The organism is Streptomyces sp. NPDC006235 (assembly GCF_040613735.1).
Taxonomy (GTDB): Bacteria; Actinomycetota; Actinomycetes; order Streptomycetales; family Streptomycetaceae; genus Streptomyces.
The window spans coordinates 45,215-60,203 of the sequence record NZ_JBEXSR010000032.1; the positions used below are offsets into that span (position 1 = coordinate 45,215).

Here is a 14,989-nt window from a genome sequence, read left to right on the forward strand (position 1 = left end):
GCATCGGCTTCGAGTCCCTGCGCTACGACGACCAGATCGGCAAGATCTCCCTCGTCGGCGCCGGGATGAAGACCAACCCGGGTGTCACGGCCGGGGCTCAGCCGGCCGGAGCGGCGCCCGCTCCATTCTCCACACCATCGCCCTGCTTCGGGAACCGCCTTTCAAGGAGACCGGGATGACGACCGTCACCCTGCCCACCGTCCCTTCCCCGCCCCAGTCGCGCGACGGCGCCGACCGCCGGCTGCAACTGCCCGGCCGGTACACCGTGGCCCCGGCCGCTCACTCACCGAACTCACCGCCTGGTACGGACCGCTGCCGGTCCTGCGCCGTCGCGTCACGCTCGGCGAGGCGTCCCTCACCGTGCCGGAGGACGCCGAACGCCCCTCGTTCCGCTACGAGTTCGACGACCGCCTGTTGTCCGACGTGCTCACCTCGGAGCAGGTCGACGAGGTCCACGGCCGACTCCAGGTCATCGGCGACCTCGACCTGAACGGCCTGGCCTTCCCCGTCCTGCTGCGGCTGCGGGTGGTCGAGCGGGCCGAGGACCGGCTGCTGGTCGTGGGGCCACGTACCGGCTGCTGCGCCGCGCCACGTGGTTCCGGCTACCGTGGCACCGGCCGGCCACCCGGCTGCGGCTGCTGGTCACGGCGGAGTTCGCGTGAGGGCGGCCCGGCGGACGGCCCGGAGTGCCGCCGTGTCCGCCGTCCTGACGCTCCTCGCCCTGCCGCTGCTGCCGGCCGGTCGGGCGTCGGCGGCCTCGACAGCGTGACGATGGTCGTGAGTTGTTGCTGGCTGAGTGCATATGAACGCGTTCTGGCGTGGATAAGTGAGTGTCCGGGCTGCGGCGTGCGCTGTTTCCGGGGTGGGAACGGGAGTTCCCGGATCGAATGCATGACCTTTTCGCGGGCGTGGTCGTTGGGTGCGTGACAGGCGTACCCGGGGTGTGTGGAAGGGGGACGGGGTGAGTGTTCCGCGTGAGCCTTCGGCGCCGTTCGTCGTCCTTGGCCCGTCCGGGGTGGCGATTCGTACCCGGCTCAAGGGCCTGACCGCTGGGGACGAGGAGGTGCTGCGGCTGGTCGACGCGCATCTGGGGTCGCTGGCTTCCCGCGACCTGAAGCGGCGCTGTGCCGATGGGCTGGAGCATTCCACGGACACGTGGGCGCGGCGCAAGCGCGCTCTGACCGAGGAGTCCTCGTCGCGGTGGGCGGGCAGTATCACCAAGGCCACGCATGATCAGTGGGCGCTGTCGCGGCGTGCTCAGCTCGCCCACATCCAGGGCCTGGAAGCCGGGGTGCGCACGATCGCGCACCGGTTGTCGCTGCCGGTGGGCCAGAAGGGAACCAAACGGACACCGGGCGGCTACCGGAGTCGGCAGGAGTGGTTCGCCAAGACCCGCCGCCTGCATGTGCTTGAGGACCGGCTCGCCGCCGAGCATGCCGACCGCGCAGCGGGGCGTGTGCGCGTGGTACGAGGCGGGAAACGGCTGGCCCGCAACCGTCACCACCTCGACCAAGCGCAGCTCACCGAGGCCGCATGGCGGCAGCGGTGGGAAGCCGCACGCTGGTTCCTCCAGGCGGACGGGGAGAGCGGGAAGCGGTTCGGGAACGAGACGATTCGCCTCACTCCGGATGGTGAGGTCAGCATCAAGCTCCCCGCGCCGCTTGCGTATCTGGCGAATGCCAGGCACGGCCGGTACGTCCTCACCGGCACCGTCGCCTTCCGCCACCGGGGCGAGGAGTGGGCGGACCGTGTGGCGACGAACCGGGCCGTGGCCTACCGCATCCACCTCGACACCGACCGGAACCGCTGGTACCTGACCGCCTCATGGACGATCCCGCCGACTCTGACCGTTCCACTGGCTCAGGCTCGTGCTGGTGGTCTGGTCGGCGTCGATACCAACGCCGATCATCTCGCGGCATGGCGTCTGGACGAGCACGGCAACCCGGTCGGCGACCCGCGCCGGTTCTTCTTCGACCTCGACGGACCCGCCACCTACCGCGACACCCAGGTACGGCACGCACTGGCGCGCCTGCTGCACTTCGCCAAGCGTCACGGCCTGAGCATCGCGATCGAGGATCTGGACTTCCAAGCGGAGAAGACCCGGGAGAAGCACGGCAGACGCAAGCGGTTCCGCAAGCTGATCTCCGGCATGCCGGTCTCCAGGCTGCGCTCCCGGCTGGTGTCGATGGCAGCCGAACTCGGTATCACGGTCGTGGCCGTCGACCCGGCGTACACCTCGATGTGGGGCACGCAGCACTGGCAGAAACCCCTCACCAGCAACAAGCGGGCCACCACCCGGCATGATGCCGCTGCGGTGGCGATCGGAAGGCGCGCCCTCGGGCACCCGATCCGGCGACGGACGGCACCGCCCCGCACCCACCAGAGCGATGGGTGCGGGCATCGGACCGTCCAGGACGGACCGGGCGCTCAGGGGCGTGAGGAATCCCGCCCTGCATTCCCGGACCACGGACACGATCCGTGCGCGCTGGATGCGGAGGGAACGCGGGGGACCAGGGTGCCCAACACCGTTCGGGGCACGCGACTGAGCATGGGTCCTGGCAACAGGACTCACTCCCGCGAGCCTGAGCGTCCCGGCCGGGTCCACGGTGACCTGGACCAACCAGGACACGGCACCGCACGACGTGAAGACCACCTCGGGCCCGGTCTCGATCCACTCCCCGATGCTCGACAAGGGACAGAGCTGGAGCTTCACGTTCACCACGGCCGGGTCGTACGGCTACGTCTGCACCGTCCACCCGAACATGACGGCCGGGATCACGGTCCGCGCGGCAGCCCCGGCGACGACGGCGGCACCGACGGCGCACGAGCACCACGCCGGCTCCTCCTCGGGACACCGGGCGACCGCGCCGAGCCGGACCACGCCGAGCAGGCCGAGCAGCAGGCCGCCGACGATGCGCATGCCGTCCTCGTCGCCGTCCTCCGCCGCGTCCGGCGCCCCGGCGGCCGCGGGCCAGTCGCCGCAGGCGTCCCCGCCGTCCCCGGCCGCGCAGGCCGCGCAGGCCGCGCAGCAGCCGCAGACGCAGACGACCGCCTCCGCCACCCGCCCCCTCGACCCGCTGCTCGTGCTGACCGGCATCGTCGCCGGTGTCGCGGTGCTGTGCCTGCTCCTGGTCGGCTCCCGGGCGTCGGCTGCCCAGGCGCCCCGCGAGGAGGAAGCTTGGATCAGCCCTTCGCCCGGTAGCGGCGCATCTTCGCCCGGGCGCCGCAGACCTGCATCGAGCACCAGCGGCCCCGGCCGGCCGGGCTGCGGTCGTAGTACGCCCAGAGGCAGTCGGTGGCCTCGCAGGCCTTGAGCCTGCTCCAGGTGCCGGCGACCAGCGCCTCGGCGACGGCGGCTGCGACACGGGAGAGCAGCGGACCCCCGTCGGCCGGGGCGAGGGCCGCCGAGCCGTCCCGGCGGTCGACCGCCACCAGCAGCGGCGCCCCGGCCAGCAGGTCGCCCAGTGGGGTCACCTCTCGGTGCGGCGGATGGCCCGCGTGGGCGAGCAGGACCACGCGCAGGGACTCCCGCAGTGCCTTGGCGTCCTCGACCTCGTCCTGCGTGATCCCGAAGCGCGCCCGGCCCTGAGCCGTGTCCAGCGAGTCGGCACCCGACTCGATGTCCAGCGTGTTCACCAGGGCCTCGACCAGGGCCAGGCCGCCGGGCGCGGGCGCTCTCTCCGTCATGGCTGGACCGTACCTCTCGCGTTTTCCCTTGCGAGGTTACTGCCAATGCGGGAGCATGCAGTAACGGTTACCGGTTACCCGGCCTATGAGGGTAACCACGAAGGTGACCCGCAAGGTAACAGCCGCTTCAAGGAGGAAGTCATGGCTCTCGCCAAGCTGGATGTCGTCGTCCTGGACTGTCCCGACCCGCGCGCACTGGCCGGTTTCTACGCCGAGGTGCTCGGCGGCACTCCCACGGTGGAGTCCGACGACTCGGGCGAGTGGGTCGACCTGAAGGTGCCGGGCGGAGCGGCGCTGGCCTTCCAGCAGTCCCCGGGGTACGTACCGCCGAAGTGGCCGTCGCCCGACGGCTCGCAGCAGTTCCATCTCGACCTGGTCGTGGAGGACCTGGACGCGGCCGAGAAGGGCGTGCTGGCGCTCGGGGCGAAGCCACTGGACACCGAGGACCGGACGCGGACGTTCCGGGTTTACGCCGATCCGGCCGGGCACCCGTTCTGCCTCTGCGCCTGCTGACACCGGGAGGCCCCATGCCCGCTGTGGCACGTTTCCGTTCCGTCGTCGTCGACTGCCCCGACCCACGTGAGCTGGCCCGCTTCTACGCGCAGGTCGGGGGCGGCACGCCCGAGGACGACGACCCCGACTGGGTGGTGCTGCGGATCCCCGACGGGCCGCGGCTCGCCTTCCAGCGTTCGCCCGGGTACACCCCGCCGGAGTGGCCCCGGTCCGACCGCAACGCACAGCAGTTCCACCTGGACTTCGACGGCGGGTCGACCTGGGAGGAGATCGACGCGGCGGAGGAACGGGTGCTGGCGCTGGGGGCACGGGTGCTGGACCGGGAGGACTACGAGAAGAAGGACTTCCGGGTGTACGCCGACCCGGCGGGGCATCCGTTCTGCCTGTGCCGGATCGAGCACCCGGCCTGAGTCACCCGCCGGTCACCCGTCCAGCTCGGAGATGGTCGCCGTCGACGGCTCGCGTCGCTGCTGGGCGGCGCGGGCGGTGAAGTCGGCGCCGCGCAGAATCCGCTGGACGTTGCCCCAGGTCAGCAGGGCCACGTCCGCCTCGTCCCAGCCGCGTCGCAGCAGCTCGGCGATCAGCCGCGGATAGCAGGAGGTGTCGCCGAGCTCCTGCGGGTGGGCCGAGCCCGAGTCGTACGTGCCGGACAGTCCGACGCACTGCGCCCCGGCCACGCCCCGGATGTGGTCGAGGTGGTCGGCGACGTCGCGGACGGTCGGGCCGGTCTGCTCGGCGGTCAGCGGCACCAGGCACAGTCCCTTGGCCGCGGCCAGCTCCGCCAGCAGGTCGTCTGGGAGGTTGACCGGGTGGGGGCGAAGGGCCCGGGCGGCGGAGCGGCTGAACAGCACGGGCGCCCGGGACAGGCTCAGTACCCGGCGGACGGTCGGCGCGGAGGCCCCGGAGAGGTCCGCGATCACACCGACCCGGTTCATCTCGCGCACGACCTCCTCACCGAACCGCGTCAGCCCCGCGTCGCTGGCCCAGGAGACCCCCGTCAGCGTCAGGACGCGCAGGCCGAGCACGTGCAGCTGGCGCAGGATGCCCAGCGAGTCGCCCATGGCCGGGGCCCCGGCGGGTCCGAGGAGCACGGCGACGCGGCCGCAGTTGCGGGCGTCCGCGACCTGCCCCGCCGAACAGGCCGGATGCAGTCCCTCCTCGCAGCTCCGGGCGATGCTCTTGGCCAGGTCCAGCTGCTCCAGGGTGGCGCCGACGGCCCGGTCGCCGTCGAGGCCCTCGGGCAGGTGCAGCGACCAGAACAGCGCGCCCACATGCCCGCGGCGCAGGCGGGGCACGTCCGTGCCGACGGTGCTCTCGCCCCCCTCCAGGTCGTAGTAGGACAGGCGCTTGAGTGCCCAGGGCAGTCCGTTGTAGCCGTCGGCGACGGGGTGGGCGGCGAGGATGGCGTGGGCCCGGGTCATCGGCGCGTCGTCCGGGGCGGAGACGGGCTCGTAGGGCTCCGCCGGGCCCGCCGCCATGACGGCCTCGTCGGCGTACGGCTCGGACAGGTCGTCGAACTCACCGGCCGCGGCGGTGGGGCGCAGGTCGTCCTGAAGGTCTGCCATGGCGGCTCCGTACGGTCGTCCGTGAGGTACGGTCACCGTCGCACGGCGCGCTGAAGGGTTCCTGGTGGGCGGGGCGTTCGGAGTACGGTCCCGGGCTCGCACCGCGCCCCTCTCAGGGCAGGCGGGCCGCCTCGATCACCTCGTCGAGGGTGTCCCGGGAGCGGACCAGGTCGGCGATCATCCGGTCGATGCGGGCACGCTCGGTGGTGAGCTCGGCGACCAGGTTGGGTGTGGCGCGGACCGAGGGCCCGCCGTCCGTGTCCCGCATGCACGGCAGCAGCTGGACGATCTTCTCGCTGCATAGTCCCGCCGCGAACAGCTCCTGGATCCGGATGACCCGGTCCACGGCCGCCTCCGGATACTCCCGGTGTCCGCCGGGCGTCCGCTCGGCGGTGAGCATCCCCTGCTTCTCGTAGTAGCGCAGCGACCGCTCGCTGACATTGGTGCGCCGGGCCAGTTCACCGATCCGCACGTCCCACTCCCGGACTTGAATCTGACATGAGTGTCAGGTTCTAGCGTACGGGCATGACGCAGCACACGACAGCACTCTTCGAACCGGCTCGTCTCCCCGGGCTGGACCTGCCCAACCGTCTGGTGATGGCACCCCTGACCCGCAACCGGGCCGAGGCCGACGGCACCCCGACCCCGCTGATGGCCACGTACTACGCCCAGCGCGCCTCCGCCGGGCTGATCATCGCCGAGGCCGCGACACCGAACGCGGTCGGGCAGACGTACCCGAACATCACCGCCGTTCACAGCCCGGCGCACGTGGCCGGCTGGCGGCAGGTCACGGACGCCGTGCGCGACGCGGGCGGCCGGATGTTTCTCCAACTCCAGCACGGCGGCCGGGTCGGCCACCCCGCGACCAGCGGGCTGACGCCCCTCGCGCCCTCGCCCGTCCCGCTCCCCGAGACGATCTTCACGCCGGAGGGTCACCAGCCGGCCCCGGTGCCGCGGGAGATGACGGCCGAGGACATCCGCAGCACCGTCGCCGACTTCGCGAAGGCCGCCCGCAACGCGCTGGACGCCGGGTTCGAGGGCGTGGAGGTGCACTCCGCCAACGGCCATCTGCTCCACCAGTTCCTCGCCCGCAACACCAACCTCCGCACGGACGGCTACGGCGGGCCGGTCGCCGCCAGGATCCGGTTCACCGCCGAGGTGACCGAGGCCGTGGCGGCCGAGATCGGCGCGGAGCGGGTGGGTCTGAGGGTCTCCCCCGGCAACACGGTCAACGGCATCGAGGAGGGCGAGACGGAGGAGATCTACCCGGCGCTCGCCGAGCGGCTCGGCGGGCTGGGGCTCGTCTATCTACACCTGGGGTACGCCGACCCGGACACGCCGGTGTTCCGCAAGGTGCGCGCCGGCTGGCCCGGGGTGATCGTCGCCAACCCGGTGCTGAAGGAGATCTCCACGGAGGGCGTGCTCCGGGCGTCCGAGGAGCTGCTGGCCGCCGGTGCCGACCTGATCGCGCTCGGCCGGCCCTTCCTCGCCAACCCGGACCTGGTGACGCGGCTACGGCTCGGGGCGCCCCTGAACGAGATGCGCGACCGGTACTTCATGTACGTGGGCGGGGCGACCGGCTACACCGACTACCCCACCCTCGGCGCTCAGCCGTCGAGCGACTCGATCGTCTTGTTGGACGGCGACCGCGTCGCCTGAAGCCCCCGGGCCACGTCCTGCGCCGCGTCCAGGACCCGGACCGCGTTCTTCCAGGTCAGCTTCGCCAGGTCGGCCTTGGACCAGCCGCGGTCCATGAGTTCCGCGATCAGGTTCGGGTAGCCGGAGACGTCGGCCAGGCCGTCAGGGGTGAAGGCCGTGCCGTCGTAGTCGCCGCCGATGCCGAGGTGGTCGATGCCGGCCGCCTCGCGCATGTGGTCCAGGTGGTCGGCGACCGTGGACACCGTGGCGACCGGGCGCGGGTGCCGCTCCTCGAAGGCACGGTGGACCTTCATGGCCTGCGCGGTGGTGTCGAGGTGGTGGAAGCCGTGGGCGCGCATGTTCTCGTCGGCCGCGGCCGTCCACTCGACGGCGGCCTGGAGCACGAACTTCGGCACGAACGTCACCATCGCGACGCCGCCGTTGGCGGGCAGCCGCTCCAGGACGTCGTCCGGGATGTTGCGCGGGTGGTCGCACACGGCCCGTGCCGAGGAGTGGGAGAAGATCACCGGGGCGGAGCTCGTGTCGAGCGCGTCGCGCATGGTCGTCGCCGCCACGTGGGAGAGGTCGACGAGCATGCCGAGCCGGTTCATCTCCCGCACGACCTCCCGGCCGAACGCGGTGAGGCCGCCGGCCCTCGGCTCGTCGGTCGCGGAGTCCGCCCAGTCGACGTTGTCGTTGTGGGTGAGGGTGAGATAGCGCACGCCGAGACCGTAGAGGCCGCGCAGGGTGCCCAGGGAGTTGGCGATGGAGTGCCCGCCCTCCGCGCCCATGAGGGAGGCGATCCGGCCCTCCCGGCGCGCGGCCTCCATGTCGGCGGCCGTCAGCGCGGGCCGCAGGTCCTCCGGGTGGCGGTCGATCAACTGCCGTACGCAGTCGATCTGTTCGAGCGTGGCCGCGACCGGGTCGGGCAGGTCCGTGCGGACGTACACCGACCAGTACTGCGCACCGACCCCGCCCGCGCGCAGCCGCGGGATGTCGGTGTGCAGGTGGGCGCTCTGGTCGGCGGCGACATCGCGGGCGTCGAGGTCGTAGCGGACCTGCTCGCGCAGCGCCCAGGGCAGGTCGTTGTGCCCGTCGACGACCGGGAACTCGCCCAGGAGTTCCCGGACCGCCGCCACGGAGGTCATCGTCGTCACTTCCCCGCGCCGAAGCCGAAGCCGCCCGAGCCCTCGACCTTGGAGCGCAGGCGCTTGCCCTTCTCGGTGGCCTGGTCGTTGAGCTCCTGCTGGAAGTCGCGCATGCGGGCGCGGAGCTCGTCGTCGTGCGCGGCGAGGATGCGGGCCGCGAGCAGACCGGCGTTGCGGGCCCCGGCGACGGAGACCGTGGCGACCGGGACACCGGCCGGCATCTGCACGATCGACAGCAGGCTGTCCATGCCGTCGAGGTACTTCAGCGGCACGGGCACGCCGATGACCGGCAGCGGGGTGACGGAGGCGAGCATGCCGGGCAGGTGGGCGGCGCCGCCGGCCCCGGCGATGATCACCTTGAGCCCGCGCTCGTCGGCCTGCTCGCCGTAGGCGACCATCTCGCGCGGCATGCGGTGCGCGGAGACGACGTCCACCTCGTAGGCGATCTCGAACTCGTCGAGGGCCTTGGCGGCTGCCTCCATGACGGGCCAGTCGCTGTCCGACCCCATGACGATGCCGACAACAGGGCTCATTCGGTGATCGTGCCTCTCAGGTAACCGGCTGCGTGACGGGCGCGCTCCAGCACGTCGTCCAGATCGTCGCCGTAGGTGTTGACGTGACCGACCTTGCGGCCGGGCTTCACGTCCTTGCCGTACATGTGGATCTTGAGCTGGGGGTCGCGGGCCATGCAGTGCAGGTACGCGGAGTACATGTCCGGGTAGTCGCCGCCGAGGACGTTGACCATGACGGTCCACTTGGCGCGCGGGCGCGGGTCGCCGAGGGGCAGGTCCAGGACCGCCCGGACGTGGTTGGCGAACTGGCTGGTGACGGCGCCGTCCATCGACCAGTGGCCGGAGTTGTGCGGGCGCATCGCCAGCTCGTTGACGAGGATGCGGCCGTCGCGGGTCTGGAACAGCTCGACGGCGAGGTGCCCGACGACGCCGAGTTCCTTGGCGATGTTCAGCGCCATCTCCGAGGCCTCCAGTGCGAGGGCCTCGTCGAGGTCGGGCGCCGGGGCGATGACCGTGTCGCAGACGCCGTTGACCTGGCGGGACTCCACGACCGGGTAGGCGACGGCCTGGCCGTGCGGGGAGCGCACGACGTTGGCGGCGAGCTCGCGGACGAAGTCGACCTTCTCCTCGGCGAGCACGGCGACACCGGCCTTGAACGGGTCGGCGGCCTCCTCGACGGAGTCGACGACCCACACGCCCTTGCCGTCGTAGCCGCCGCGGACGGTCTTGAGGACGACGGGGAAGCCGTCACCCTCGGCGGCGAAGGCCGCCACGTCCTGCGGATCGGAAACGATTCTGTGTCTGGGGCAGGGCACGCCGATCGCGTCGAGCTTCGCGCGCATCACGCCCTTGTCCTGGGCGTGCACGAGCGCGTCGGGGCCGGGGCGCACGGGGATGCCGTCCGCCTCCAGGGCCCTGAGGTGCTCGGTGGGCACGTGTTCGTGATCGAAGGTGATCACATCGCACCCGCGTGCGAAGGCGCGCAGCGTCTCCAGGTCGCGATAGTCGCCGACGACGACATCGCTCACGACCTGCGCAGCTGAGTCCTGCGGGGTGTCACTGAGGAGCTTGAACCTGATGCCCAGCGGGATGCCTGCCTCGTGTGTCATACGAGCGAGCTGGCCCCCGCCGACCATGCCGACTACCGGGAACGTCACGCCCCCAGGGTATCGGCCGCGCCGAGGTGGCCGGTTTCCTGCCCCACCCCGGCCCCGCCCGGACCATCTCCGGTGGTCCACCGGCGCCCGCAGGAAGATCGCGCTGAAGGGTGGTTAGCATGGCTGGGTTGACGCCGACCACGGACGGGGGCCTGCACGACCATGGGACATGGTGCCTCGCGGCTCCGACGGCTCGTCCACGAAGTCGCCAAGTTCGGCGCGGTGGGCGGTGCCGGGGTGCTCGTCAACCTCCTCGTCTTCAACCTGGTGCGGCACGTCACCGACCTCCAGGTGGTGCGCGCGAGCGTCATCGCGACCGTCGTGGCGATCGTCTTCAACTACGTCGGGTTCCGCTACTTCACCTACCGCGACCGCGACAAGAGCCGCCGTACGCGGGAAATGAGCCTGTTCCTGCTGTTCAGCGCGATCGGCCTGGTCATCGAGAACGGCATCCTGTACGCGGCCACGTACGGCTTCGGCTGGGACACTCCGCTGCAGAACAACATCTTCAAGTTCCTCGGCATCGGCGTCGCCACGCTGTTCCGCTTCTGGTCGTACCGCAGCTGGGTGTTCCGCGCCCTCCCGGCCCGTGAGGCGGTGGCGGACGCGGAATCGATCCTGAAGGGCGAGCGGGCCAGGCGGTCGCGGGCCAAGCAGCGGGTGCCGTAAGCCGTCGTGGGACGCGTCAGCGGATCATCGGCTCGTCCTGGCCGCCGTGGGACTGCCCGACGGGCGTGCGCGACAGGAACAGGGCGAACACCGGCGGCTTGGTCTGGAGCATCTCCAGGCGGCCGCCGTCCGCTTCCGCCAGGTCGCGGGCCACGGCCAGGCCGATGCCCGTGGAGTTGCGCCCGCTGATGGCCCGCTCGAAGATCCGGGCGCCGAGATCGGCGGGGACCCCGGGGCCCTCGTCCGTGACCTCGATGACGGCCTGGTTGCCGATGACGCGGGTGCGCAGCGCCACCGTGCCGCCGCCGTGCATCAGGGAGTTCTCGATCAGCGCGGCCAGCACCTGCGCGACCGCTCCCGGTGTGCCGACGGCCTCGAGGTGCCGCTTGCCGGAGCTGACGATCGCCCGGCCCGCGCTGCGGTAGGCGGGGCGCCACTCGGCGAGCTGCTGCTGGATGACCTCGTCGAGGTCGAAGGTGACGGCGGAGCCGGTGCGCGGATCGCGGGAGTTCGTGAGCAGCCGCTCGACGACGTCCGTGAGCCGCTCGACCTGGGTCAGCGCGATCGTCGCCTCTTCCTTCACCGTGTCCGGGTCGTCGGTGAGGGTGATCTCCTCCAGCCGCATGGACAGCGCGGTGAGCGGCGTCCGCAGCTGGTGGGAGGCGTCCGCGGCCAGCCGCCGCTCGGCGGTGAGCATGCGCGCGATGCGCTCGGCCGAGCCGTCCAGCACGTCCGCGACCCGGTCCAGCTCGGGTACGCCGTACCGCTTGTGGCGCGGGCGCGGATCGCCCGAGCCGAGCCGCTCGGCCGTCTCCGCGAGGTCGGTCAGCGGCGACGCCAGCCGGTTCGCCTGGCGGACGGCCAGCAGCACCGCGGCCACCACGGCGAGCAGCGCGACCAGCGCGATGATCAGCAGGGTGCGGCCGACCTCGCGGGTCACCGAGGAGCGCGGCTCCTGGACGGTGACCGTCTCGCCCTCCTCGCCGGGCGCGCTGGCGCTGATGACGTCACCGGTCGGCTTGGTGCCGACCTCGATGGGCGCTTCCCCGGGGATCCGGATCACCGCGTAGTAGCGGTTCTGCGTGATCTGGTCGCGCAGCACCTCGGCGTCGACCTGCTGCGCCCCGAAGAGCCGGCTGTCGACGATGCTGGCCAGCCGGACCGCCTCGGACTCCACCCGCTCCTGGGCGCTGTTGCTGATCGTCCTGGTCTCGACGATGACGAGGGAGACCCCGAAGACGGCGATCACGACGAGCACCACGGCGAGCGTGGACTGGATCAGTCGGCGGCGCATGTCCTGTTACCCGTGCCTACCCTTGCCTGCCCCGCGACTCAGCTCTTCTCGAAACGGAAGCCCACGCCGCGCACCGTGGCGATGTACCGGGGGTTGGCCGCGTCGTCGCCGAGCTTCTTGCGCAGCCAGGAGATGTGCATGTCGAGGGTCTTGGTCGACGACCACCAGGTGGTGTCCCAGACCTCGCGCATCAGCTGGTCGCGGGTGACGACCCGGCCCGCGTCGCGCACCAGCACCCGCAGCAGGTCGAACTCCTTGGCGGTGAGCTGGAGCTCCTCCTCGCCCATCCAGGCGCGGTGCGACTCGACGTCGATCCGCACGCCGTGGGTGGCGGGCGGCTGCTGCGGCTCTGCTGCACCGCGGCGCAGCAGGGCGCGGACGCGGGCGAGCAGCTCGGCGAGCCGGAACGGCTTGGTGACGTAGTCGTCGGCGCCCGCGTCGAGCCCGACGACGGTGTCCACCTCGTCGGCGCGCGCGGTCAGGATGAGGATCGGGATGCTGTGGCCTTCACCCCGCAGGCGGCGGGCCACCTCCAGACCGTCCATGCCGGGCAGACCCAGGTCGAGCACGACCAGGTCGACGCCACCCTGCATTCCGGCGTCGAGCGCGGTGGGTCCGTCCTCACGCACCTCGACCTCGTAGCCCTCCCGGCGCAGAGCACGGGCGAGAGGCTCCGAGATGGACGCGTCGTCCTCGGCGAGCAGTACACGGGTCATGAGGTGATGGTAGTCCCGCAAGCCCCTGAGCTGGGGTGTGACCGGAAGGCTTGATTCTTACCCGCGGCACACCCGTTTCTTACGAACCGCGGGTAGGCGCACAGACCTCTGCCTGTGGGGTGCGATCCTGGTAAGGACCATGGAAATAGGGCTTGCGGTTCCCCCGACACCTGTGATCCGTGTCTCAAGTCCTTCCATATACGGCGGTGTCCTGCCGTATGGTGAATCAACGCCTGTAGCACCATGGCGACCTTCGGAGGCCGTTTGCCCCTGGAGGTCTCTTTTGTGTGCGGGTCTGTGCGCGGACCGGTTCGCCGGCCCCCCGGACCCGAAACGACCTGTGGCCGGGCCTCGTCGTGCGGATACGCGCGTAGAGGCGTGGATCCCGGTGGCGACCGCCCACCGCTCCGTGACCCGGAGCGGACCCCCGTAGGCGTCGGGCGGACGGCCGTACGAACCGGTGCCGGCAGCTCCCCCCGGGCGCACCCACCGCTGCTGCGGAGCGCGTCCCGACCAGCAAGGAACGACCATGGCGTCCAGCCTGACGAAGGACTCGGCCCGCCCGGGCACCCCCGGCTCCGAGAAGACCTTCTTCGGCCACCCCCGCGGACTGGCCACTCTGTTCATGACCGAGATGTGGGAGCGGTTCAGCTTCTACGGCATGCGGGCCCTGCTCGTCGTGTACCTGCTCTCCGGCGGGCCCGACGCCAAGAAGGGCAGCATGGGCGGCGGGCTCGGGATGGACCTCGCCACCACCACGGCGATCTACTCGGTGTACCTGTCGATGGTGTACCTGCTCGCCATGCCCGGCGGCTGGCTCGGCGACCGGGTCTGGGGCCCGCGCAAGACGGTGGCGATCGCGGCCGTCACGATCATGGCCGGTCACCTGGTGCTGGCGCTGCCCGGCGGCCAGGCGCCCTTCTTCGCGGGTCTGGCCCTGGTGGCACTGGGCTCGGGCCTGCTCAAGGCCAACATCTCCACCATGGTCGGCCACCTCTACGACGGCCCGGAGGACCCGCGCCGTGACGGCGGCTTCACGATCTTCTACATGGGCATCAACATGGGTGCCTTCTTCGCGCCGCTGATCATCGGCACGGTCGGCCAGCAGGTGAGCTGGCATCTCGGCTTCGGTCTGGCCGCGGTCGGCATGGGCATCGGCCTCGTGGCCTTCCTCGTCGGCACCCGGAACCTGAGCCCGCAGAGCAGCGTCGTACCCAAGCCGCTGGCCGCCGAGGAGCGCGCGTCCTGGCTGCGCAAGGGCCTGCTCTGGCTGGCCGTCGCGGCGGTCTTCTACGGCGTCGTCGGCCTCACCGGCCACTTCACCCTCAACTGGGCGATGATCCCGCTCACGGTGATCGGCCTGATCATTCCGGCCGGTGTGCTGATCCGCATCAAGCGGGACAAGGAGCTCAGCGACGTCGAGCAGTCGAAGATGACCGGCTACATCTGGTTCTTCGTCGCGGCCGCCGCCTTCTGGATGATCTACGACCAGGGCGGTTCCACGGTCCAGGCGTTCGGTGAGACGAAGGCCTCCGGCTCGCTGCTCGGCTTCGACTTCCCGTCGTCCTGGTACCAGTCGCTGAACCCGGTGTTCATCATGGCCCTGGCCCCGGTCTTCGCCTGGTTCTGGCTGTGGCTGAACCGCAAGGGCAAGGAGCCGAGCACGGTCGCCAAGTTCGCCGCGGCGCTGTTCTTCATCGGTGTCTCGTTCTTCTTCTTCCTGCTGCCGCTGGGCATGGCCGGCGGTGACACGCTGGTCAGCCCGATGTGGCTGGTGGGCATCTACCTGATCCAGACCGTCGGTGAGCTGTGCCTCTCGCCGGTCGGCCTGTCGGTGACGACGAAGATGGCCCCGGCCAAGTACGCCAGCCAGATGATGGGCGTCTGGTTCCTCGCGGTCACGGCGGGTGACTCGGTGACGGGTCTGCTCTCCAACCCGGCCGTCGGGGGCGTCGACCTGAGCGGCACGGGCGCGGTCGCGGCGGAGGCGGTCCTCGCCGCCCTGGCGGGTGGCGCGGTGTACATGTACCGCAGGAAAGTCAAGGCGCTGATGGGCGACGTCCACTGACCCGTCCCGCCGGACCCTGACG

General features: G+C 71.2%; 14 protein-coding genes and 2 pseudogenes. 8 read left to right on the forward strand and 8 right to left on the reverse strand.

Annotated features, from left to right (window positions below; genetic code table 11):
- Positions 1–360: 360 nt before the first annotated feature.
- The 3 genes and pseudogenes from ABZ192_RS30015 to ABZ192_RS30025 form a co-directional block, all read left to right on the forward strand.
- Positions 361–927 (forward strand): hypothetical protein, encoded by a 567-nt coding sequence (locus ABZ192_RS30015; RefSeq protein WP_356927613.1) that lies wholly within the window; start codon positions 361–363, stop codon positions 925–927.
- Positions 928–961: 34 nt separating this feature from the next.
- Positions 962–2,542, forward strand: a pseudogene (locus tag ABZ192_RS30020) (IS200/IS605 family accessory protein TnpB-related protein); the annotation flags it as partial.
- Between the two features lie 64 nt (positions 2,543–2,606).
- A pseudogene (locus ABZ192_RS30025) lies at positions 2,607–2,723 on the forward strand (copper-binding protein); the annotation flags it as partial.
- A gap of 460 nt (positions 2,724–3,183) precedes the next feature.
- Here ABZ192_RS30025 and ABZ192_RS30030 read toward each other — a convergent pair.
- On the reverse strand, positions 3,184–3,687 hold the full coding sequence (locus tag ABZ192_RS30030) for a CGNR zinc finger domain-containing protein (RefSeq protein WP_356927614.1): 504 nt from the start codon (positions 3,685–3,687) through the stop codon (positions 3,184–3,186).
- A gap of 141 nt (positions 3,688–3,828) precedes the next feature.
- Here ABZ192_RS30030 and ABZ192_RS30035 point away from each other — a divergent pair, with 141 nt between their 5' ends.
- Together ABZ192_RS30035 and ABZ192_RS30040 are read left to right on the forward strand one after the other, a co-directional pair.
- On the forward strand, positions 3,829–4,200 hold the full coding sequence (locus ABZ192_RS30035; RefSeq protein ID WP_356927615.1) for a VOC family protein: 372 nt from the start codon (positions 3,829–3,831) through the stop codon (positions 4,198–4,200).
- A gap of 14 nt (positions 4,201–4,214) precedes the next feature.
- Positions 4,215–4,610, forward strand: coding sequence for a VOC family protein (locus ABZ192_RS30040; RefSeq protein WP_356927616.1), 396 nt, complete (start codon positions 4,215–4,217; stop codon positions 4,608–4,610).
- Positions 4,611–4,622: 12 nt separating this feature from the next.
- Here ABZ192_RS30040 and ABZ192_RS30045 read toward each other — a convergent pair whose 3' ends face one another.
- Both ABZ192_RS30045 and ABZ192_RS30050 read right to left on the reverse strand, forming a co-directional pair.
- Positions 4,623–5,765, reverse strand: a complete 1,143-nt coding sequence (locus tag ABZ192_RS30045; protein ID WP_356927617.1) for a dipeptidase — start codon at positions 5,763–5,765, stop codon at positions 4,623–4,625.
- Between the two features lie 112 nt (positions 5,766–5,877).
- Positions 5,878–6,237: a MerR family transcriptional regulator gene (locus tag ABZ192_RS30050; RefSeq protein ID WP_356927618.1), complete on the reverse strand. Its 360-nt coding sequence runs from the start codon at positions 6,235–6,237 to the stop codon at positions 5,878–5,880.
- Between the two features lie 53 nt (positions 6,238–6,290).
- Between ABZ192_RS30050 and ABZ192_RS30055 the strand changes: the two genes are divergently transcribed.
- Positions 6,291–7,424 carry an alkene reductase gene (locus ABZ192_RS30055; RefSeq protein ID WP_356927619.1) on the forward strand — a complete coding sequence of 378 codons (1,134 nt, stop codon included), beginning with the start codon at positions 6,291–6,293 and terminating at the stop codon, positions 7,422–7,424.
- Here the strand turns inward: ABZ192_RS30055 and ABZ192_RS30060 are convergent.
- The 3 genes from ABZ192_RS30060 to ABZ192_RS30070 are packed head-to-tail and all read right to left on the reverse strand — an operon-like array spanning position 7,373 to position 10,220.
- Complete coding sequence (locus tag ABZ192_RS30060; protein WP_356927620.1) at positions 7,373–8,551, reverse strand: dipeptidase; 1,179 nt, start codon at positions 8,549–8,551, stop codon at positions 7,373–7,375. The genes ABZ192_RS30055 and ABZ192_RS30060 overlap by 52 nt on opposite strands.
- A gap of 5 nt (positions 8,552–8,556) precedes the next feature.
- Positions 8,557–9,060 (reverse strand): 5-(carboxyamino)imidazole ribonucleotide mutase, encoded by a 504-nt coding sequence (purE, locus tag ABZ192_RS30065; RefSeq protein WP_020274205.1) that lies wholly within the window; start codon positions 9,058–9,060, stop codon positions 8,557–8,559.
- Positions 9,061–9,080: 20 nt separating this feature from the next.
- On the reverse strand, positions 9,081–10,220 hold the full coding sequence (locus ABZ192_RS30070) for a 5-(carboxyamino)imidazole ribonucleotide synthase (RefSeq protein ID WP_356927621.1): 1,140 nt from the start codon (positions 10,218–10,220) through the stop codon (positions 9,081–9,083).
- A 162-nt stretch (positions 10,221–10,382) separates the two neighbouring features.
- Here ABZ192_RS30070 and ABZ192_RS30075 point away from each other — a divergent pair, with 162 nt between their 5' ends.
- Positions 10,383–10,889, forward strand: a complete 507-nt coding sequence (locus ABZ192_RS30075) for a GtrA family protein (RefSeq protein WP_356927622.1) — start codon at positions 10,383–10,385, stop codon at positions 10,887–10,889.
- 16 nt (positions 10,890–10,905) lie between these two features.
- Here the strand turns inward: ABZ192_RS30075 and ABZ192_RS30080 are convergent, their stop codons facing one another.
- Together ABZ192_RS30080 and ABZ192_RS30085 are read right to left on the reverse strand one after the other, a co-directional pair.
- Positions 10,906–12,183, reverse strand: coding sequence for an ATP-binding protein (locus tag ABZ192_RS30080; protein ID WP_356927623.1), 1,278 nt, complete (start codon positions 12,181–12,183; stop codon positions 10,906–10,908).
- A 38-nt stretch (positions 12,184–12,221) separates the two neighbouring features.
- Positions 12,222–12,899 (reverse strand): response regulator transcription factor, encoded by a 678-nt coding sequence (locus ABZ192_RS30085; RefSeq protein WP_010034575.1) that lies wholly within the window; start codon positions 12,897–12,899, stop codon positions 12,222–12,224.
- Positions 12,900–13,428: 529 nt separating this feature from the next.
- Between ABZ192_RS30085 and ABZ192_RS30090 the strand changes: the two genes are divergently transcribed.
- On the forward strand, positions 13,429–14,967 hold the full coding sequence (locus ABZ192_RS30090; protein ID WP_356927624.1) for an oligopeptide:H+ symporter: 1,539 nt from the start codon (positions 13,429–13,431) through the stop codon (positions 14,965–14,967).
- Positions 14,968–14,989 lie beyond the last annotated feature (22 nt).